Raw genomic sequence first — 19,132 nt, 5'->3', positions numbered from 1 at the left:
GGCGGGGGCGGGGCGACTCCGCACACGCGCAGGGTCCATGACATGTTCGGACGCCGACAGGCCCACCGGCAGCCGGGAGGCGGCCGCAAGGAGCGGTGCGTTCACCTCCACGCCCACCGCGAACGGCAGGCGGCGGTCCTCATCGCTCGGCAGGTCAAGGAAGCCGCCATCCCACCCGGCCTCGACGACCACGGATGATCGGGGCCGGCTTCCGGGGGAGCCGAGTCTACCGGCTCTGTTCCGAGCAGAGCCGGGGTTTGGGACAGGCACCCAGTTCCCGTCGCCTGATCCCGGACCGGGCGGGTGGGCGGGCGCAGCGCGGTCATCAGCTCCAGGACCGCCAGGGCGGGTGAGCCGCGCGGCGTGATCACCCGCTCCGCATAGAGGCCGAGCACGCGGGCGATCGGCGGAACACCCCCGTGTCGGCGGGGAGGACATGACACCGCGCGAGGTCGAGTTGACCTCGATCGGAACACCCCCGCGCCGGCGGGGAGGACAGGTCGACGGCACCGAACTTCTGGTTACCCTTCGGAACACCCCCGCGTCGGCGGGGAGGACCAGGAGAAGCGGCCGGTGCGGGCACCGTACTGCGGAACACCCCCGCGTCAACGGGGAGGACGACGGTGTACTGGTCGGTGATCGCCCACTGTGCGGAACACCCCCGCGTCGGCGGGGAGGACGTGATCGAGTTCTTCAGCCCGGACACGCTGCTCGGAACACCCCCGCGTCGGCGGGGAGGACTTTTCCGTGCTGGTGTTGGCCTGGTTCATTGCCGAAACACCCCCGCGTCGGCGGGGAGGACAGGGCGCGCAGCCCGGACGACGAGATCGACGTCGGAACACCCCCGCGTCGGCGGGGAGGACGCCGGCCGGCCGCAGCTGCGTGTCGTCAACGGCGGAACACCCCCGCGTCAGCGGGGAGGACGGCCTGGACGTTCTGGTCGCGGACCTCAACTCCGGAACACCCCCGCGTCGGCGGGGAGGACGGTGACCGTGTACGTCTGCACGAACGTCGAGCCGGAACACCCCCGCGTCGGCGGGGAGGACCCCGGCGGGCGCAGCGCTGCCGCGCGGTCGGGCGGAACACCCCCGCGTCGGCGGGGAGGACACAGTTGGGAGACCGACCCCCAGTTTGCCTGGCGGAACACCCCCGCGTCGGCGGGGAGGACACCCGGTTTGGGCTTACCGGCTGCTCCACATTCGGAACACCCCCGCGTCGGCGGGGAGGACGTGTTGGCCAGGCTCAGCAGGTGCTCGGCGTCCGGAACACCCCCGCGTCGGCGGGGAGGACTCCATAACCTGCTGCGTGTCGGCCTTGTACGACGGAACACCCCCGCGTCGGCGGGGAGGACGCGCGTGCCAGATCGTCCTTGGCCTGCTGCACCGGAACACCCCCGCGTCGGCGGGGAGGACACTTCCTGACCTGCGACTCAAGGACCGCTTTGCAATGTCTTTGCCGTCGGTAGTCCTGTCATGCGGATAAGGGTAAGGCCGTCGAAATCCATGGGGACGCGTCGGGGGGTGCCGGCGGTGCGCAGGGCGTAGCCCTGTTCGTTAGGGGCGGGGTGGATGAGGAGGGCTGCGCCGTCGGTGACGGTGTCGGTGACGGCGTTCCAGAGTTGGTCACGGACTCTAGCGGAGACGGTGCCGACGAAGATGCCGGGGACTACTTCGCTGGTCCAGCGGGTGAGGGCGCCGCGTAGGTGGTCGGGGACGGCGGTGGTGGCGATGACGACCATGGACGGCATCAGTTGTCGCTTTCGAGGGCGTAGTTGACGCCTGCGGGCAGGGTGCCGGCTTGGGGGTCCCAGAGGTGGACCATGTCGGCGTCTTTGCGTTCGGAGCGGTCTTTTGGTTCGGCGCCGGGGGTGAGCAGTGTCTGGATGTCGTTGACGATGCGAGGCAGGAGGCGCAGGAGGCGGAGTTCTTCGCGGAAGCGGCGGCGTGCTTCTTGTTCGGGGTTGGTGGATTGGTGGAGGGCGAAGGCGAGGGGGAGGGTGGTGTCGGCTTTGTAGAGGTCGGCGATGTCGTAGACGAAGGCGTGCTGGGTGCCTGTGTGGACGAAGCCGAGGGCGGGTGAGCAGCCGAGGGCGAGCAGGGCGGCGTGGACGATGCCGTAGAGGCAGGTGTTGGCGGCTGACAGGGCGAGGTTGACGGGGTCCTGGGCGTGCCATTGGTCGGGGTGGTAGTTGCGGCGGAAGCGGCCGATGCCGTGTTGTTGGGCCAGCAGGCGGTAGAGGGCTTTCATCCGCTGGCCTTCCATGCCGCGTAGCTGGGCGAGGGTGGTGCCGGGGGGTACGTCGTCGTGGAAGCGGATGCCGTACATGCGGGTGGCGGTCTGAAGGCGGCGCTCGGTGTTGCTCCAGGCGGCGACTTGCTGTTCGAGCCAGTGGGTGGTGAGGGAGTCGGGCAGGATGGCGGCGTAGGTGCGCACGACGCCGGCGCCGGTGCAGACGACGCTGGTGCCGTGGCGGGCGAGGGTGGCCAGGGCTGGGGTGGTGATGGATACGCCGGGGCCGAGCAGGAGGCAGGTAAGGGCTGCGGTGGGGATGTAGACGGTGTCGGTGCGGCGGTCCTCGGTGGGGATCTGGGCGCACACGCCGGTGTCGTCCTGGACGATGCGGACCATGTCCATGTAGAGGAAGGACAGGCAGTCCGCGACGCGGGGCAGCATGGCCAGGGTGGGGGCGGCGAGGCGTTTGCGGGCGTCGCCGCCCCGTCTGGGCGCGCTCACGTGGCGGGGGCCGGGGCGAGGCTGAGGAGGCCGCAGCCGTAGGCTTTGCCTCTGCCTATTCCTTCTTCGACTCGACGGCGCAAGAGATCGGGGTCCCTGATGAGGGCGTTGCCCTCGAACCGGGTCCGAGCGTTGTGGATACGCTGTTTACCTTGAGCTTTTAGGCCACTTGCTGCAATCAGTCGCGTGGCGTGGACCGTGTCGACTTCCAGGCCTGATTGTTCGGCTTGGCGTCGCCACCATTCCTCTGCAGCCGAACCGGTGAGCGCCACAACAGGTTTGAGGCCGTAGAGCTCTTGAGTTTTTCTTCCGGGCTTGCGTACTGCGTTGGCGTCGATGCGGTAGCGGACTGGCAGTCCGGGGCGGAGTGCGTCGAGCAGGGGGTTGAGTGGCCTGGTGTCTGCTTGACCGTAGTCCGGTGGGAGCAGGTTCACGTCAGGTCGGGTGCGGCTCTGCAGGAGCAGATAGGATCCTTGGGGGGTTTCTTCTGCCCGGAAAAGGATGCCGAGTTGCTTGCGCGCTTCATCGCCAAGGTTGTCCGGAAATAGCTTCATCACTCGTGCTGGTGCAGCTGCTCCCTGGGCACCCGGTCGCCGCTGCCCTTCGGCCGGCCTCCCGCCCGCGCCGAACCACGACCCGGACGCTCATCCCGGTAGGCGCGCACCGCCCGGCGGGGCCAGTGCTCCACCCCCGCCACCATCACCAGGTGCTCAGCCACCCGCGTCGGTCCCCCTCACCGCTATCCGGCTATGGCTGCGGCGGTAACCCGCCGGACAGTCCCTAGTGCGCATCCATCCGCACCGGTGGTGCGGTCACCGGTGCAGAGCCACCACGGTGTCCACCACCGCGCGGCACTCCACCTGTTCATCGCGCAGCGCCTGCAGAGCCGGCACGACGTCCTTCGGCGCGTCGACGAGGACCTGGCCGACGAAGTGCGCTCCCGCTGGAGATCCGACAGCGACACGAGCAAGAACACGCCCTCGCAGCGAAGATCACCTTGGTACTGGCTGCCCCCGTGCGTCGCGCGCAACGGCTCGGGTCGTTTCGGTCATGCTCTCCTTCTGGTTGGCTCGTCGCCGTGAGACATGTGGCCGGCGGAAGTTCTCATGACGGGGATCAGCCGGGCAGAAGATCGCGTGCCGGTTGTTTCAGCGCGGTTCGGACGAACTGGCCCGCGCGGTCGAGCGCCAATGCGCCCTCGTCCAGGATCGGCGCGAAGCCCTGGAAGACGTGTGGCACTTCCGCGGTGATGTCGAGGATGACCGAGACGTCGGCGGCTGCCAGGCGGGAGGCGAGCCGGATGGAGTCGTCGAGCAGTGTTTCGTGCGTGCCGACCTGCAGGAGAGTGGGCGGCAACCCGTGCAGGTCGTCGAACAGCGGGCTGTGCTCCCGCGCCGCGGTAGCACCTTCGCCGGCGTAGTCGAGCACGCGCCGGGCGAGCGCTTCCCGATTCACCGCGACGTCTACGGACGCCCGCGTTGTCATCGAGTCGCCGGACAAGGTCAAGTCGATCCAGGGCGACAGCAACACCGCGCCCGCCGGTACGGGCCGGTTTCCCGCCACCAGTGACGTGAGCAGTCTCAGTGCCACCCCGCCTCCGGCGGACTCCCCGATCACGATCAGTTCGTCGGCGCCGATACCCGAGTCCAGCAGCGCTTCATAACACGTCGCGGCATCGGTCGCCGCGGCCGGTGCCGGGTGCTCCGGCGCAAGCCGGTAATCCACGGTGACGACCCGCAGTCCCGATCGCCGGGCGATCTGGGTCACCAAGCCCAAGGAGCTGTTCGCCGAACCCAGTGCGAACGCGCCGCCGTGGAAGTAGAGCGCGGTGCCGACCGGTTGCGGCGCACCGCTGATCGTGACCGACAGCGCGGCGACACCCGCCAGGTCGAGCTTCTCGACGATGGCGTCGGTGGGCACCGGTTGCGAGCTGAGGATCTGTTCGAACAGCGGCCGTTGGACGTCGAGATCGCCACCCAGGTCGAGCGGCGAGTTCCGCCTGAGTTCGCGGACCTGCTCGCGTTGCTCACCAGTCATGCTGTCGCCTGCCTGGTTTCGAGGCCGGTGCGGTGTGGACGTTCGACCGGGCTGAGGACGACGGTGCGCTTGTTCGTCATGATCGCGCCTCCGCCGACTTGACGTGCTGCGCTACCAGTGCCGAAAACTCTTCGGGCTCGTCGATCGGAATGATGTGGCCGGCGTTGGGCAGCAGGCTAGCCGTCAAGTCCTCGCTAAACGGGGCGAGTTGACGCGCGGTGCACTCGCCGACTGCGCCTCCGCCGATCGTGAGCACCGGAAGTGTGAACACGTTGTGCGTCACCCACGAGGAGATCCAGCCCGCGTTCGCGGGCATCGCGCGGTAATGCTCGAAAGCGGCCCGCAAGGACTCCCGCCCACGGTACGCCTCGACGATCCGGGCGGTCAGCGCCTCCGAGAGCCCGCGGCGGCTTCCGCCGTCGAGGAAGAACCGGATGTAGTGGTCTTCCCGTCCCTCCAGCAGGTCCTCGGCGAACCCGCCCGGAGCCGAGTGGAGCCCGAACCACCAGGGGGCGCCGCTCGCCGTGAAGGATTCGGCTCCGGGCAGTGTGCCGATCATCGCTTCACTCAGCGTCAGGCTGGACACGCGGTGCGCGTGGGTCGCCGCCAGCGCGAACGCCGGTGCGGTGCCGAGGTCGATGCCGACGACGTGCGCCCGGTCGATGTCAAGCGCGTCGAGGAGCCCGACCAGATCCCCGGCGAGCTCGGTCGCCAGGTAACCGCCGGCCGCTCGGTCGCTGTCGCCCAGACCGCGTAGATCCGGCGCGACGACACGAAGCCCGGCCGCCGTCAGCAGCGGCGCGACTTCGGACCAGATCGCCCGCGTGTGCGGAAAACCGTGCAGCAGCAGGACCGCGGGGCCCTCCCCCGCCACCTCGACCGCGAGGCGGACGTCGTTCACCGAGATGTACCGCGCTTGGGCGTCCGCCAGGTAGGCAGTCAACATCGCTCATCTCATCCAGTCGGTTACTATCGGATACCAGGCGAACATAGGAGACCGACCGTGGACGTTCAAGGAGGCACTTCCCGGAACCCTGGTCACCTCGGGGTAACCCCTCACCGCGGCGACCTCTTCGATGCAGCCTGCCCCACCAGGCAGCTGCTCGACCGGGTCGGCACGAAATGGACGACAATGCTCGTCCTGACCCTCGACCAGACCGATGGCGAACTTCGTTTCGCCGAACTCAAGCGAGCCCTGACCGGGATCTCCCAGAAGATGCTGACGCAGACCCTGAGGTCGCTCGAGCGGGATGGCCTCGTCACCCGCCGGGTCGAGCCTTCCGTTCCGCCACGGGTGTTCTACGGGCTCACCGCGCGCGGAAAGTCGTTGGCACAACCCCTGTCACAGTTGCGAGAGTGGGCGGAGATGCACATGCCACAGATTCAGCTCGATCAGGACGCATTCGACCGTTCGCTCTGAGCGCAGGGCTGGTCCACGGCCGACCAGGTCGGCGATGAGCAAGGTCGCTGGGAGTGTCTGATGGGTCCCGTGACGGGTCTGGCGGTGGATCCGTAAGTGAGAGCGAGGTGGGAGAACAAGCTCAGCGTGTGAGCACGCACCCATCCGCGACGCCGAGCCAGAGCATGGCTCCGAAGAACAGGCCGACGATCGGATATAGGCGTGTCCGCGTACAAGTGAACGTGGCCCTGGCAAGATTTCCGTGAAGCTGGGGTGTGCCACCGTGCGCCGGTGACGCTCCGTCACGGATGGCGGCACTGTCAGCGAGTGTGATGACCTCGTACAGATCATGTCTCCGCACCTCGATGCGGTGCGGGTGGAACGAGTGTGGGTGGCGGGCGGCGTGGTTCGCATCAGCGCCTGCACCCGCGAGGTGACAGTGGCGTGTCCGGACTGCGGTCGCGGTTCTGCGCGGGTCCACAGTCGCTATGGCCGCACGCTGGCCGATGTCGCTGTCGGCTTGCCGATCGAGCTGTGGGCCGGGCGCGACGCCGAGCAGCTGGCCGCCTGGCTGCGGACGCTCCCCGGCGTCAAGGTGGGCTGCCGGGACGGCTCGCTGGTCTACCGCCAAGGCATCGCCGACCGTGCCCCGAACGCGGTGCAGGTCAGCGACCGCTTCCATCTGTGGCAGGGGCTGTCGAAGCGAATCGCGGCCATCGCCGCCGCCCACCGCGGCTGCCTGCCCGCCGCAGTTCCAGAGCCCGAACCGGCACCGCCACCAGCGACCCCGGCCGAACCGTCCGACCAGCCGACACCCCAGCCCGCCGCCACGCGAAGCGCCTGTTCGAGGCGGTGCACGCGGTGACCGACACCGGACTCTCGCTCAGCGCCGCAGCCCGCGAGCTGGTCCTGAACCGGCGCACCGTGGGCAAATACGCCCGGGCCGCCACCTGGCAGGATTGCGTTCGGCGCACCCGGACACGCCGAGCCACCAGCCTTGATCCATATCTGGACTACCTTCGGAAGCGGTGGGAGGAAGGCGAGCACACCGCGGCGGTGCTGCACCAGAGATCGTCGCCAAGGGCTACCGCGGCCACTACCAACGGGTCAAGATGGCCATCGCGTCGCTGCGGCGCGGCCTGCCGATCGGCACCCCGCGCGAACGGCCGCCCTCGCCCCGGGAAGTCGCCCGGTGGATCGCCATGACGCCGTCCCGCCGCAGCGTGCACGCAGCCGAGGCACTGCGCCGGCTGTTCGGGCACTGCCCGGAGCTGCACCGAACCCACGACCTGGCGCGTCAGTTCGCCGCCATGCTCGAAAGTCGCGACGCCAACCCGCTACCGGACTGGCTCGACCAACTCGCAACCTCCCGTCTTCCCGCACTGGCCAGCCTGGCCAAGGCCCTCCGGGAGTACCAGGCGGCTGTCGTGCAAGGCATCACCACCCCGTTCAACTCCGGTGTCAACGAGGGCCGCATCACCGATCTGAAGCTCCAGAAGCGGCTCATGGCCGGACGCGCGGGAGTCCCGCTGCTCCGCCACCGCGTCATCTTCGTAGCCCTACTCCTGGGGCAGGCGGCGACCAGGACGACGAGCGCGAGCAGCGCGCACACGGGGATCAGGTCGGCGAGGTTGCAGATCACGAACGCGGTGCGGCGGCGGGCGGTGTGGTTCATGACGGGGTTTCTCCCTTCGAGGGGCGTACGGCGTACCGGCCGTACTTCGGCTTGTGCACACGCGGGTCGGCGCCGAGCCACTTGCCGATCGTGGCGGCATGCGGCACTTCAAGGTCGGGGTGCAGGCGGGCGATCACATCGCGGATCGCCTCGGGCCCGATCCCGTCCGGGCCGGCGCCGCGCACGATCTCGAACACGATCGGCCGACGCGGGTCCTCACGTTCACCGCCCTGCGCGTCGGCGATCGTGGCGCCGAGGTCGGGCGGCGTGAACCCGAACCCGCCGTGCTCGAAGATCACCCGCGCCTGCGCTTCGAGATCGGGGTCGCGGTCGCCGGTCGCGTCGTCGATCTCGCCTCGGATGCGGCGCAGCGTGGCGTCGGCGTCGGCGATCGCGTCGTCGGCGACCGTGCTCGGCGCTGCAGGCTTACCCCGATCGGCAGTTGGGTCGGTCCACCCTTCGCGTACCGGCCGCTCTGCCTCGACGGCCACGGTCGGTGCGGCGGCCGGGCGGGCGCCGAGCCGGTGAACAGGTGACCGGTGTTGTTCCACCTGTTCTCGTACGCCTCGCCGACGGCGCGCACCGACAACTCGTCGAACCGGTAATGACCGATGATGCGCTCAACTACCCTCGACCCGGGCCCTTCGTGGGCCCGGAAATGAGGGAGCACGGTATGGAGCCGCTGGAACTCCGTCGCGCAGTTGAGGCAGGCCGGGCAACCGCTTCGGAGCTGGGCTTCCAGGTCGACGATGTGATCGTCATCCACAACTCGGACCGCGTCGTGCTGCGCCTGATCCCGTGCGGTGTTCTGGCTCGGGTCGCGCCTTACGAGCATCTGGCTGCTTCTGAGTTCGAAGTAGAGGTTGCTCGCCGTCTCGCCGACGTCGGCGCTCCGGTGGCTGAGCCTGAGCCTCGGGTCGAGCCCCGAGTCCATGTGCGTGATGCCTTCGTCATCTCGCTCTGGACCTACTACGAGCCTGTGGGATCACAGATCGCGCCGGCCGACTACGCAGACGTACTCATGCAGCACCACGCCGCTCTGCGGCAGATCGATCTGGACGCACCGCATTTCACCGATCGAGTCGCTGGGGCGCTGAGCGAAGTGAACGACCGCGAGCAGTCCCCTGAACTGCCCGATGCTGACCGGGAATTCCTCAGCAACACACTCAGTGGCCTCAGCGCCGCAGCCAGCATCGGGAAGGCCGGCGACCAGCTGTTGCACGGCGAGCCGCATCCGGGCAACCTCCTGAACACGAAGAGAGGCCCACTGTTCGTAGACCTCGCCACGTGCTGCCGTGGGCCCATTGAGTTCGACCTCGCCCATGCCCCTGAGGACGTGGGAAAGCACTATCCGGGGGCTGACCACGACCTCATTCACCAGTGCCGCGCCCTGAACTGGGCGATGTTCTCGGCCTGGCGCTGGCGCCGAAATGACCAGATGCCCGACCGGGACCGCTGGAGAGTGGAGGGGCTCAACCGGGTTCGTGCTGCACTCGATCGCTGCGAACTGGGCTGAACTCGAGAGGGTCAGTAGGCGCGTGCCACGACGGCGATGTTGCCAGGCTGGTCGTCGCTCCCGGGAACGGAGCCGTCTGCGGCGACCAGGCACCGCACGGTGACGCCCTGTTCGGCGAGCTTGGCCTCACCCTCCACGCCCAGCGTTTCCCAGGCAATGCGCGCCCAGCCGGTGCTCGCCGCCTCCGCAGCCTCCTCGACCGTGGTCACCTCGACGGTGCGGTCGTTGCGACGCTTACGGGCCTGCGCCAGCAGAAGCGCCTGGTCGTCCTCCAGCACCGTGGGCAGGATCTCCGACAGTGCTCCGATCGGCATCGGCTCCTTGCTTCCCGCTACGCGGCGGACCAGCACGGCAGTCCCGTTCTCCACGTCACGTGGTCCGACCTCGATGCGTACGGGCACCCCCTTGAGCTCCCAGTCGACCGCGCGGCGGCCGAACGGCGTGTCGATGCGGTCGTCGACGTGTACGCGGATACCAGCCGCCTTCAGCCGGTCACCGATCCCGCGGACCGTGTCCAGGACCGCGTCGTCGCCCTTGACGGCCACGATGACCACCTGCACCGGGGCCAGACGCGGCGGGATGCGAAGGCCGTCATCGTCGCCATGCATCATCACCAGTGCGCCGACCATCCGGGTCGTCGAACCCCACGACGTCTGCCAGACGTATTCCTCACGGCCGTCCTTCGACAGGTAGCGCGTCTGGAACGCCTTGGCGAAGTTCTGGCCCAGTTCGTGGCTTGTGGTCAGCTGGAGGGCCTTGCCGTCGCCCATCATGCCTTCCAGGGTGAGCGTGTTGATCGCGCCGGCGAACCGCTCCCTGACCGTCTTGCGACCCGGTACGACATCCATGGCGAGGACGTTCTCCAAGAAGTCGGCGTACACCTCCTGGTGGATGTGTGCGGCGTAGTCCCGGGCGTCCTCGTAGGTGGCGTGTGCCGTGTGGCCTTCCTGCCACAGGAATTCCGTCGTACGAAGGAACACCCGCGGCCTCAGCTCCCAGCGGACCACGTTCGCCCACTGGTTGATCAACAGCGGAAGGTCGCGGTAGCTCTGCACCCACTTGGAGAAGTATTCGTTGACGATCGTCTCAGACGTGGGGCGGACGACGACGGGCTCTTCCAGCTCCTTGCCGCCGCCATGAGTGACTACGGCCAGTTCGGGCGCGAAGCCCTCGACGTGCTCGGCCTCCTTCGTCAGGTACGACTGCGGGATGAAGAGCGGAAAGTACGCGTTCTGCGCGCCGGCCGCCTTGATCCGGGCGTCCACCTCCTGCTGCATCCGCTCCCACAGGCCGTATCCGTACGGTCTGATGACCATGGTGCCGCGCACCGGCCCGTTGTCGGCCAGTTCGGCCTTGCTGACCAGGTCCTGGTACCAGCGGGGGAAGTCGTCCGCCTGGGGTGTGAGAACGGGTGCTTTTGCCATGACGCGCAGCGTAGGAGGCGGCTCCACCAAGACGCGAACCGATTACTTCCCACACGTCAGGACACCGGCCGGTCCAGTTCGTCACCGATGGCCTCGCGCAGTACGTGGCGCCCCGCCGCAGGCGGCGCGGCGGGAACGCCACGAACACGGCCGACAGGCTACCCCAGCCGCCACAGCCGGAATCACACAACCGGCGTAGAGCGCATCGGGGTTGGCCAACGTCTCTTGCGCACGGGCCGGCACAGCCGCGGCGCCCCCCGGCGCCACTCTCAACGAACCCACAACACACCAGGCCAGCAAGCCCTCGATACACCAACAAGCCCCCCTCCGAGCGTTAAGCCGCGCGCGAAGGGGTGGGTAGCGGTGTCCCGGCACCCACCCCTCGCTGCCGCATCGGTCATTGCCGGTTCAACGGCGCAGCAGCGGTGGTTCAGCTGGTGCTGCAGGAGAACGTCGGCCAGGTGGTGCTGCCGTTCTTCATGATCGTCAGGCCCCAGTTGTTGCCGTTGCCGTTGGGCGTGGCGACAAGCGTCTGAGCGTCGGGGTAGGACGCGTTGACGTTCCAGGTCGCGCTGACCTTCTCGGGGTACGGGACGTTGGCTGTCACCTTCCAGGCGCTGGAGCCGGAGACCGAGACGTTGAGGTTGTACCGGTCGCTCCAGGAGTCACCGGCCGTGACGTTCACGGTGCAGCCGCCACCGCTCGGAGGCGGAGTGGTGCCGCCACCGGTGCTCCCGCCGCTGCTGCTGCCGACGGTGATGTTGGAGCTGCCGCTGCTCTGGTAGCCCTCGGTGGCCAGGATCTCGTAGTTAGGGGTGCCGAGGGTCAGACCGTGGCTCTTCCAGGCGTTGAAGATGTTCGACACGGTGATGGTGCCGCCGGTGCGCTTGGCCTGGCGGATCGCCCAGTACTGGTCGAACGTCGAGTTGTTGCCCTCGATGGACGGAGCGTTGGTACGGGTCGTCTTGTACAGGTCGTACGTGCTGCCGTCGCTGCTGACCGAGCCCAGCTTGGTCGCGCCCGTGCTCGGGTTGTAGCTGCCGTAGTTGTCGACGATGTACCACTCGACCAGCGGGTTCTGGAACCAGCCGTACAGCGACAGGTAGCAGTTGCCGTTGCAGTTCCATGTGCCCGAGTAGGTGACGGGGTTGGCGGAGTTGCCCGGGTTCCAGCCCTTGCCGGCGACGACGTTCTGCGAGCCCGTGTTCCAGGTCAGGCTGTAGTTTCCGCCCGACCCCAGGGTCATGGTGGCGCCGCTGGACTGCTCCCAGAACGAGTAGAAGTAGCCGTTGTTGGTACCGGTGCTGTTCGAGCTGATGGTCGTGTCGGCCTGGGCCGCGCCGGGCAGCGCGAAGGCCACCACGACCGCTGCCGCCGTGGCAACAAGCCCTCGGAGGGCGGCCACGAGGCCGCGTCTGCGGCGCTTCTCGTGAGTCAGCGTCTTCATGGAGTGTTCCTCCTCGTGCGGGGGTGGGGGTGCCGCGCGCCATCGCCCCGTGGCCGTCACCGTCGCCCAGGGCATGGGCATGACACTTCCGGCCGCCAACAGCAATGCGGCCGGAAACCGGGTCAGCCTGCGGCCCGGATCGCCGGCGACTGAGCACCGGCGCTGGCGAACAGTTTGGACCGCCACCCCCGGGTGTCAACAGTTTCGGTAGAAGTTTCGAAACGTTCTAGCGGCAGACAGTCCGCAGGCGAAGGTATAGCACCTGTTCAGAGGAGACATCTTGCTACTCAACCGTTTCCGACGATCAACTACTATGAATGTAGGCAGATTTGAACGGAACAGCAGACGCTCCTCTGATACCGAAACTTTCGTCACGAGCTCCGGTCGTTGCAGCGCGGCAACGTGATGCGGTCGGCGGTGGGCGGCGCGGGGCGTCGGTCGGCACGTGGAGGTAGCCGAACGACGTCAGCGTGATCGGAGTCGGCACAGGCTCCATGGCCGAGCTCTGAGCTTGTTCCGCTTTGACGGACACCATCGGTGTGGTGGTCAGGCCGCTGAGGCGGCCTCGTAGGCGGCAGGACTGCGGTAGCCGAGGCTGCTGTGCAGTCGGTGCAAGTTGTACCAGCCCTCGATCCACTCGAAGATCGCGGTGTGGGCGGCGGCCCGGCTCGGCCAGGGGCGGTCGTCGTTGAGTTCGTTCTTGAGGGTGGCGAAGAACGACTCGGCCAGCGCGTTGTCCCAGCACTGGCCGGTGCGGCCAACGGATAGCCTGACACCCAAGTGGTCTGCCAGCAGGGCGAGTTCATGGCTGGTGTATTGCCCGGACGGAGTGGAAGATCACGGAACCTGCGGGGCGGCACTGGTGGCAGGCGGCTCGCAGTGCGTCGGCGACCAGTTCGGTGCGCGGGTGGTCGGCGGTGGCCCAGCCGACCACCCGTCGGGAGGCGATGTCGATGACGGTGGCCAGGTAGAGCCAGCCCTCGTCGGTGGGGATGTAGGTGATGTCGCCGCACCAGCGGGTGCCGACCGCGGTCGGGTCGGGCCGGAAGTCGCGCAGGACCAGGTCCGGGCGGGTGGCCGGGTGCGGGTCGGGGATCGTGGTGCGGTGTCGTCGTCTACGGTGCCGGCCGGCGAGCCCGGCGGCCCGCATCAGCCGGGCGATGCGTCTGCGGCCGCAGCTCGTCCCCTCACGCTTGAGGACGGCGTGGCTGCGCGGGGCTCCGTAGGTGCCATTGGACCGGGCGTGGACCGTGGTGATCTGCTCGGTGAGCTCCGCGTCCTGCACGGCCCGGGGCCCGGGGGTGCTGGCGCGGCGGGCGTAGAAGGCGGCACGGGAGACCTTGAGCAGTTCACACGCGCGCTTGACGCTGTGACCTGCCTGCTTCTCCGCCTCGATGAACGGGTGCACCGTCACCGGGTCTCCTTCGCGAAGAAAGCCGTGGCCCGCTTGAGGATCTCCACGTCCTCCCGCAGCCGGCGGTTCTCCCGCCGAAGCTGGGCCAGTTCTTCGCGCTCGCTGCTGGTCAGGCCATCGCGCTCACCGGCATCGACCTCGGCCTGCTCGACCCAGTCACGCACCGCGGTCTCGGTCAGGTCGAAGTCCTTGGCGACCTGGCCGACCGAGCGGTCCCCGCGTCGGCACAACTCGACGATCTCGGCCTTGAACTCCGGCGTGAACGAGCGGCGAGGACGCGGCTTCTTCTTCCCCGTGCTCTCCATGATGGACATCATCCTTCTGGGACCGAAGCCCCTGATCTTCGATGTCCGTCAAAGCGGATCAAGCCCAGTCCTCCCGTTCGGCGGTCTCGAGTTGCTGCCTGCTCCACCTCCACGCCGGCCTGCGCGACACGGACAAGATCTTCGGCCACCCCGACACACGGCGCCTGACCGACTTCTCCGAGCCCGTCGCCGTGCTGTTCAACTCCGTCTTCCACTGCATCCCAGACAGCGGCACCGACGGGCCGCTCGCGGTGGCCCGCCGGATCGCGCGGCGCCTCGTGCCGGCAGCTTCCTGGTGGTGTACCAGCTGGTCAGCGGAGACCCCGAGGTGCGCACCTTCGTCACCGACTTCATGGACCAGGCCACGCAGGGCCACTGGGGCCGCGTGCGCGAAGAGAAGGACGTCGCCGAACTCTTCGAGGGGCTGGAGGTCCTGGAGCCCGGCCTGGCGGAGGTCTCCACCTGGCGCCCGGACACCGAGGTCGCGCCGCGCCTGCTCACCCACGAGTGGATCGCGTTCGGTGGAGTGGGCCGGATCGTCTGACCGCACGCCCTTCGCGATTCTCCCGCCGGGCGTCCGCACGCAGCTAACGCACCAGTCGTTGAGAGGCGTCGTCCGCATCCCAGCCCCGTTCACCAGGCGACCAGCCCCGGTACCGCGGCGTCCACCTCCTCCACGATCTGCGCCGCCACCGCCGGGACCTGCCCGTCCCAGTAGAAATGCGCTCCCGGAAAAAAGTGCTCGCCCAGCAGGTCGTCCGTGCCCTCTGCCCAGGCGAGCAGTTGTTCCCTGCTGACCACGTGGTCGTCCAGGCCACCGAACAGCGAGCAGGGCACGGCAATGCGTGAGCGGTTGGAGGGGCGCGGCCGCCAGGTCTCCACCATGCGGAAGTCGGCGCGCAGCCGGGGTTCGTAGATGGCCCACACGTCGTCGTCCTCCAGGATGGGCCGCGGCAGTCCCCCCATGGAGTGCAGTGCCACCCTCAGTTCGGCGCCGGGCAGGGTGTGCAACGGGGCGCCCCCGAAGACGGGCTGCTCGCTGAAGGGGGCCTCGCACGCGGACAGGCCGAGCCATGCCGGACCGGTCAGGTTCTGTTCGCGCAGCTGGAGTGTCGTCTCGTAAGCGGTCAGGGCGCCCAGGCTGTGACCGAAGAAGGCGAACGGCGCGTCCAGGTACGGGCGCAGGTCCGTCAGGAGGTAGGCGGCCAGTTCTGGCACGCTGGTGCACAGGGGCACCGAGCTGAGCGGGCCGCGCCCCGGCGCCTCGACCAGGCACACGTCCCAGTCGTCGGGGAAGTGCGGCACCCAGCCGGTGTACGCGAGGTGGGAGCCGCCCGCGTGGTGCAGGACGAACAGGCGCAGCGCCGGGTCGTCGACCGGGCGGGGGCGGATCACGGCGGACAGCGCGGTGGTCATCGAAGGGGCCTTTCCCTGCGCAGGGCGCGGATCATGCGGGTGAGTACGGTGCCACCGCCGATTTCCACGAACTCGGTGTCCGGGTCCGCGGCCAGCAGCGTCCGGACCGTGCGGTGCCACAGCACGGGGTGGTCGATCTGTTCGGCCAGCAGGCGGGGGAGGTCGGCGTGGGTGTACGGCTGTGCGGTGCGGTTGGCGTAGACAGGGAAGGCCGGCTCGGCGAGCGGGAAACCGTCAAGGAACCCGGCGAACTCCCGTGCCGCCGCGCTCATGTGGCTGGTGTGGAAAGGGCCCGAGACATCGAGGCGGCGGACCGCCGTGGCACCCGCCTCGCTGAGGAGCGCGGAGGCCGACTCCACCTTGGCCGCGGGCCCGGCCACCACCGTCTGGTCGGCCGTGTTCAGGTTCGCCACCTCCACCGCCTCCAGCCCCGCCCGGCGCAGCAGCAGCCGGATGACGGCCTCGTCCATGCCGAGCACCGCGGCCATGGCGCCGTCGGTGACCCGGGCCATGGCACGGGCCCGGGCGACGACCAGCCGCAGCCCGTCGCCGAAGCCGAGCACACCGGCCGTGTGCAGGGCGGTGATCTCCCCGAGGCTGTGGCCGGCGGCGGCGTCCGGGGCGGGCAGGCCGTCGGCGCGGGCCGTCGCGTACCCGAGGGCCCCCACGACGTACACGGCCGGCTGGGTGAACTCGGTGCGGCCGAGCCGCCGTTCCGGGTCGGTCAGGCAGAGTTCGCGGACCGAGAAGCCGAGGATGTCGTCCGCCTCGGCCACCTGCTCCGGGAAGCGGTCGAAGAGGGCCGCGCCTCCCATGCCGACGCGCTGAGACCCCTGGCCGGGGAACAGATGGACGCAGGTCACGGCAACTCCTTCACGGGACCGAGGCGGCTGTCGGCGAAGAGCAGGGCGGGGGTGTGACCGAGGACGCCGAAGTCCTGGACGCGGCCCACGAGGAGGGTGTGGTCGCCCGTGGGATGGGCCGCGTGCACCGCGCAGTCGAAGTAGGCGACGGCATCCAGCAGGACCGGTGCGCCACAGTGCGTGGCCGGGCGCCAGGCGCGACCCGCGAATCCGGCGGCGCCCGGGGGCCGGGCCGGATCAGCGAACCGACGGGCGTCCTCCTGCTGGGTGCCGGCCAGCACGCTCACGGCGAAGTCCGACCCTGCGAGGATCACCTCGTGCAGTCGGGACCGGCGGCCGAGAGCGATCAGAATCAGGCGGGGGTCGAGCGAGACGGTGGTGAAGGAGTTGACCGTGGTGCCGTGCGGCTGGCCGTCGGCGGCCAGGGCCGTCACGACGGTGACACCGGTGGGGAAGCGGGCCGCGGCGCGCCGGAAGCGCCGGTCCGGATCCTTTTCGGTCGCTGTGCGCGTGGGCGGTCCGGCCGGCAGCGGGGTCCGGGTGGTCATGCGGTCAGCCTCCGCAGCTCGTCCAGCGTGTGCAGGCCGTCCAGGACGGTCTTGGTGGGCAGCCCGAAGTCGATGAGGCAGGCGATCTCGTCCACGCCGAGGGCAGCGAGCCGTTCGACGACACGCGCGGCCTTGGGGACGGTGCCGAGGAGGGCACCGTCGTCGTAGTAGCGGTCGAAAGCACGGGCGGCCAGGAAGTCAAGGTCCCGGTCGCGGAGCTTCGCCGGGTCGAGGCGGCGGGCGCTGCCGTGCGCCTGGGAGCCGAGCAGCAATCCGACCGACGTGCGCAGATACGCGGTCAGGGGGGCGCGGACGAGAGCGCGGGTCGTGTCCTCGTCGTGATCGAGGTAGGTGTGGACCATCACGGTGACATGGCCGGTGCCGCCCGCCGCGTCCGGGCGTGCGGCGAACGCCTCCCGGTAGGCGGCGATCTTTCCGGCCAGGTCGTCGATGTCCTGTCCGAGAAGATGGGTCAGTACCCCGGCGCCCAGGGCCCCGGCGCTGCGGAAGGTGTCGACGCCGCCCGCGCTGGTGATCCACACCGGCAGGTCCCGCTGGACGGGGCGCGGATAGGAGCGCACCCGGCACGGGGCGCCGGTGCCGTCCGTCACCTCCATCTCGGCGCCGCCCCACAGCTCGCGGACCTGTCGGAGGGTGTCGAGCAGTACCTGGCGCCGTCCGGCGTAGTTCTCCGGGCGCAGGGCGAAGTCGGCCGCGTGCCAGCCGGAGGCGAGGGCGAGGCCCACCCGGCCACCGGAGATCTGGTCCACCACCGCCCACTCCTCGGCGATCCGCAGCGGATGGTGCAACGGTGCGACGACACTGCCGGCGCGGATGGCGACCCGGCTGGTGACGGCGGCGACGGCGGCCGAGGTGACGGCGGGGTTGGGGTAGAGGCCGCCGAAGGGGTGGAAGTGACGTTCGGGCGTCCACACGGCGGTGAAGTCGTTCCGGTCGGCGAACCGAGCGCCCTCCAGGACGAGTTCGTAACGGTTGCCGTCGTCGGACGTGGTGCTGTCGTTGCCGAAGTAGAACAGGCTGAAGTCCATCGGGATCCTTCTCGGGTACGGGGAGCGCGGCTCAGGGCGACACGGCGGCGGACGCCGGCTCCGGCCGCTCTGCCGGTGGGACGTGACGGGTGCGCTCGGCCCAGCGGGCCACGGCGGGGGTGGCGAGTCCGCCGGCCAGCAGCAGCGCGCCGAACACCAGCCAGCCCGGCCGGCCCCAGCCGATGATCACGGTGGTCGTCAGGGCCGGGGTGACGGCGCCGCCGACGCGCTGGGCGAGGTTGACCATCCCCTGGTACTGGCCGTGCCCGTCGGGCGGGGCCAGCTCGTAGGACAGAGCCCAGGAACCCGCCGAGTGCAGCATCTCGCCGCACACGTGCACCACCGCGCCGGCCACGAGGCACACCGCCGCGACCCAGGCCGGCTGTCCGGCCGACAGCGCGAAACAGGCACAGCACACCGCGAGGAGGACTCCCGAGCGGCGCATGGCCCGCCCGCCGCCGGGCACGTCCTCGGTGCCCCTGCTCATCCGGACCTGGAAGAGCACGCACATCGCGGTGTTGACGAAGATCAGCCCGGCGTACAGGGAGACGGGCGCGTCGGTGCGCTCGGTGATCCAGATGGGCAGGGTCACGGTGAGCAGGGCGTCGGTGCCGAGGACGAGCACGGCGTTGAGCACGGCGATCGCGACGAACGGGACGTCGCTGAGCACATGACCGCGGGCCCGGCCCGGCGCCGCCGCTGCGGCGCGGACCGCGGGCAGCGGCAGGCACAGCAGTCCCGCCGTCACGAACAGGGCGCCGGCCGCCGCGAGCAGCCAGCGGTACAGCGTGCCGGAGTCGGCGGCCAGCGCGACACCGCCGCCCAGCGTGCCCAGCGACAGTCCGATGTTGATGACGGACTGCAGGTAGGCGCGGGCCCGCACACGCTCGGCGGGCTGCAGGGCCTCGGCGATGAGCGCCCCTCGCGCGGCCGCCCCACCGGCGTCGGCGATCGCCGACAGGGCGACGACCACCAGGAACCCGGTGAACCCGCCGGCCAGCGCGTAGGCGCCGACGGCAATGCCCTGGGCGACGCCGAAGGCGACCGAGGTGGTGCGCGAGCCGAGCCGGTCGGAGAGCTGGCCGGCCGGGATGCTGACCAGCATGGCGAGGACGGCGGCGACGGTCATCCCCAGACCGACACGTCCGGCGTCGATGCCGACGGCGCGCATGAAGAACAGCACGGTGACGGAGAGCAGGAAGCCGTTGGCGACGGTGCGGGCCAGGTTGCTGACCGCCAGCACCCGCACCACGAGCGACGGCGGCCTGACGGCGTTCCAGCTACGGGACAGCAAGAGGCGCATCGG

Annotated in this window: 21 protein-coding genes, 2 pseudogenes and 1 CRISPR repeat array; of the genes and pseudogenes, 6 read left to right on the top strand and 17 right to left on the bottom strand. The window is 69.5% G+C overall.

Going from position 1 to position 19,132, the window contains the following annotated elements; genetic code table 11:
• Positions 1–42 precede the first annotated feature (42 nt).
• Complete coding sequence (locus ACGFZN_RS25235; protein ID WP_393860742.1) at positions 43–198, top strand: hypothetical protein; 156 nt, start codon at positions 43–45, stop codon at positions 196–198.
• A gap of 209 nt (positions 199–407) precedes the next feature.
• Positions 408–1,412: direct repeats of the CRISPR family, unit length 29 nt; unit sequence CGGAACACCCCCGCGTCGGCGGGGAGGAC.
• Between the two features lie 17 nt (positions 1,413–1,429).
• Here ACGFZN_RS25235 and cas2e read toward each other — a convergent pair.
• From cas2e to ACGFZN_RS25205, 6 genes are all read right to left on the bottom strand, one after another.
• Positions 1,430–1,747, bottom strand: coding sequence for a type I-E CRISPR-associated endoribonuclease Cas2e (gene cas2e, locus ACGFZN_RS25230; RefSeq protein ID WP_393860741.1), 318 nt, complete (start codon positions 1,745–1,747; stop codon positions 1,430–1,432).
• A complete protein-coding gene (cas1e, locus tag ACGFZN_RS25225; RefSeq protein WP_393860795.1) occupies positions 1,747–2,673 on the bottom strand; it encodes a type I-E CRISPR-associated endonuclease Cas1e in 927 nt (308 codons plus the stop codon). Before cas1e ends, cas2e begins: the two co-directional genes overlap by 1 nt.
• 56 nt (positions 2,674–2,729) lie before the next feature.
• The gene (gene cas6e, locus ACGFZN_RS25220; protein ID WP_393860740.1) at positions 2,730–3,287 is read right to left on the bottom strand and encodes a type I-E CRISPR-associated protein Cas6/Cse3/CasE; all 558 of its coding nucleotides are present in this window, start codon (positions 3,285–3,287) and stop codon (positions 2,730–2,732) included.
• Positions 3,287–3,451, bottom strand: a complete 165-nt coding sequence (locus ACGFZN_RS25215; protein ID WP_393860739.1) for a hypothetical protein — start codon at positions 3,449–3,451, stop codon at positions 3,287–3,289. The genes cas6e and ACGFZN_RS25215 overlap by 1 nt, the downstream gene beginning before the upstream one ends.
• A gap of 398 nt (positions 3,452–3,849) precedes the next feature.
• Positions 3,850–4,770 (bottom strand): alpha/beta hydrolase, encoded by a 921-nt coding sequence (locus tag ACGFZN_RS25210; RefSeq protein ID WP_393860738.1) that lies wholly within the window; start codon positions 4,768–4,770, stop codon positions 3,850–3,852.
• A 76-nt stretch (positions 4,771–4,846) separates the two neighbouring features.
• Positions 4,847–5,716, bottom strand: coding sequence for an alpha/beta fold hydrolase (locus tag ACGFZN_RS25205; protein ID WP_393860737.1), 870 nt, complete (start codon positions 5,714–5,716; stop codon positions 4,847–4,849).
• 57 nt (positions 5,717–5,773) lie between these two features.
• On the opposite strand from ACGFZN_RS25205, the gene ACGFZN_RS25200 reads away from it, so the two are divergent.
• The 3 genes and pseudogenes from ACGFZN_RS25200 to ACGFZN_RS25190 form a co-directional block, all read left to right on the top strand.
• On the top strand, positions 5,774–6,190 hold the full coding sequence (locus tag ACGFZN_RS25200; protein ID WP_393860736.1) for a winged helix-turn-helix transcriptional regulator: 417 nt from the start codon (positions 5,774–5,776) through the stop codon (positions 6,188–6,190).
• Positions 6,191–6,518: 328 nt separating this feature from the next.
• On the top strand, positions 6,519–7,034 hold the full coding sequence (locus ACGFZN_RS25195) for a transposase (protein ID WP_393860735.1): 516 nt from the start codon (positions 6,519–6,521) through the stop codon (positions 7,032–7,034).
• A gap of 247 nt (positions 7,035–7,281) precedes the next feature.
• Positions 7,282–7,614: pseudogene (locus ACGFZN_RS25190) on the top strand (ISL3 family transposase); the annotation flags it as partial.
• Between the two features lie 226 nt (positions 7,615–7,840).
• Here ACGFZN_RS25190 and ACGFZN_RS25185 read toward each other — a convergent pair.
• Positions 7,841–8,335 carry a hypothetical protein gene (locus tag ACGFZN_RS25185; protein WP_393860799.1) on the bottom strand — a complete coding sequence of 165 codons (495 nt, stop codon included), beginning with the start codon at positions 8,333–8,335 and terminating at the stop codon, positions 7,841–7,843.
• 182 nt (positions 8,336–8,517) lie between these two features.
• On the opposite strand from ACGFZN_RS25185, the gene ACGFZN_RS25180 reads away from it, so the two are divergent.
• On the top strand, positions 8,518–9,360 hold the full coding sequence (locus ACGFZN_RS25180) for a phosphotransferase (protein WP_393860734.1): 843 nt from the start codon (positions 8,518–8,520) through the stop codon (positions 9,358–9,360).
• Between the two features lie 11 nt (positions 9,361–9,371).
• On the opposite strand, the gene proS is transcribed toward ACGFZN_RS25180, so the two are convergent.
• The 5 genes from proS to ACGFZN_RS25155 all read right to left on the bottom strand — a co-directional run bounded on the left by proS (position 9,372) and on the right by ACGFZN_RS25155 (position 13,950).
• Positions 9,372–10,784, bottom strand: a complete 1,413-nt coding sequence (gene proS, locus ACGFZN_RS25175; RefSeq protein ID WP_393860733.1) for a proline--tRNA ligase — start codon at positions 10,782–10,784, stop codon at positions 9,372–9,374.
• A gap of 430 nt (positions 10,785–11,214) precedes the next feature.
• Positions 11,215–12,231 carry a glycoside hydrolase family 11 protein gene (locus ACGFZN_RS25170; RefSeq protein ID WP_393860732.1) on the bottom strand — a complete coding sequence of 339 codons (1,017 nt, stop codon included), beginning with the start codon at positions 12,229–12,231 and terminating at the stop codon, positions 11,215–11,217.
• Between the two features lie 546 nt (positions 12,232–12,777).
• The gene (locus tag ACGFZN_RS25165; RefSeq protein ID WP_393860731.1) at positions 12,778–13,011 is read right to left on the bottom strand and encodes an integrase core domain-containing protein; all 234 of its coding nucleotides are present in this window, start codon (positions 13,009–13,011) and stop codon (positions 12,778–12,780) included.
• A gap of 22 nt (positions 13,012–13,033) precedes the next feature.
• Entirely contained in the window at positions 13,034–13,645 is a 612-nt protein-coding gene (locus ACGFZN_RS25160; protein WP_393860730.1) for an IS3 family transposase, read from the bottom strand.
• Positions 13,642–13,950 carry a transposase gene (locus ACGFZN_RS25155; RefSeq protein ID WP_393860729.1) on the bottom strand — a complete coding sequence of 103 codons (309 nt, stop codon included), beginning with the start codon at positions 13,948–13,950 and terminating at the stop codon, positions 13,642–13,644. The genes ACGFZN_RS25160 and ACGFZN_RS25155 overlap by 4 nt, the downstream gene beginning before the upstream one ends.
• A 107-nt stretch (positions 13,951–14,057) precedes the next feature.
• On the opposite strand from ACGFZN_RS25155, the pseudogene ACGFZN_RS25150 reads away from it, so the two are divergent.
• Positions 14,058–14,494: pseudogene (locus ACGFZN_RS25150) on the top strand (SAM-dependent methyltransferase); the annotation flags it as partial.
• An 89-nt stretch (positions 14,495–14,583) separates the two neighbouring features.
• On the opposite strand, the gene ACGFZN_RS25145 reads toward ACGFZN_RS25150, so the two are convergent.
• Genes ACGFZN_RS25145 through ACGFZN_RS25125 form a run of 5 tightly spaced genes read right to left on the bottom strand, consistent with a single transcriptional unit; the run spans position 14,584 to position 19,129 of the window.
• Positions 14,584–15,366 carry a thioesterase II family protein gene (locus ACGFZN_RS25145; protein WP_393860728.1) on the bottom strand — a complete coding sequence of 261 codons (783 nt, stop codon included), beginning with the start codon at positions 15,364–15,366 and terminating at the stop codon, positions 14,584–14,586.
• A complete protein-coding gene (locus ACGFZN_RS25140) occupies positions 15,363–16,229 on the bottom strand; it encodes an ACP S-malonyltransferase (protein WP_393860727.1) in 867 nt (288 codons plus the stop codon). Before ACGFZN_RS25140 ends, ACGFZN_RS25145 begins: the two co-directional genes overlap by 4 nt.
• A complete protein-coding gene (locus ACGFZN_RS25135; RefSeq protein WP_393860726.1) occupies positions 16,226–16,777 on the bottom strand; it encodes a flavin reductase family protein in 552 nt (183 codons plus the stop codon). The genes ACGFZN_RS25140 and ACGFZN_RS25135 overlap by 4 nt, the downstream gene beginning before the upstream one ends.
• Complete coding sequence (locus ACGFZN_RS25130) at positions 16,774–17,826, bottom strand: MupA/Atu3671 family FMN-dependent luciferase-like monooxygenase (RefSeq protein WP_393860725.1); 1,053 nt, start codon at positions 17,824–17,826, stop codon at positions 16,774–16,776. The genes ACGFZN_RS25135 and ACGFZN_RS25130 overlap by 4 nt, the downstream gene beginning before the upstream one ends.
• 31 nt (positions 17,827–17,857) lie before the next feature.
• The gene (locus ACGFZN_RS25125; RefSeq protein ID WP_393860724.1) at positions 17,858–19,129 is read right to left on the bottom strand and encodes an MFS transporter; all 1,272 of its coding nucleotides are present in this window, start codon (positions 19,127–19,129) and stop codon (positions 17,858–17,860) included.
• Between the last annotated feature and the right edge of the window lie 3 nt (positions 19,130–19,132).

The organism is Streptomyces sp. NPDC048192 (assembly GCF_043202415.1).
Classification (GTDB): domain Bacteria; phylum Actinomycetota; class Actinomycetes; order Streptomycetales; family Streptomycetaceae; genus Streptomyces.
This window is presented reverse-complemented; position numbering and strand designations above follow the sequence as displayed.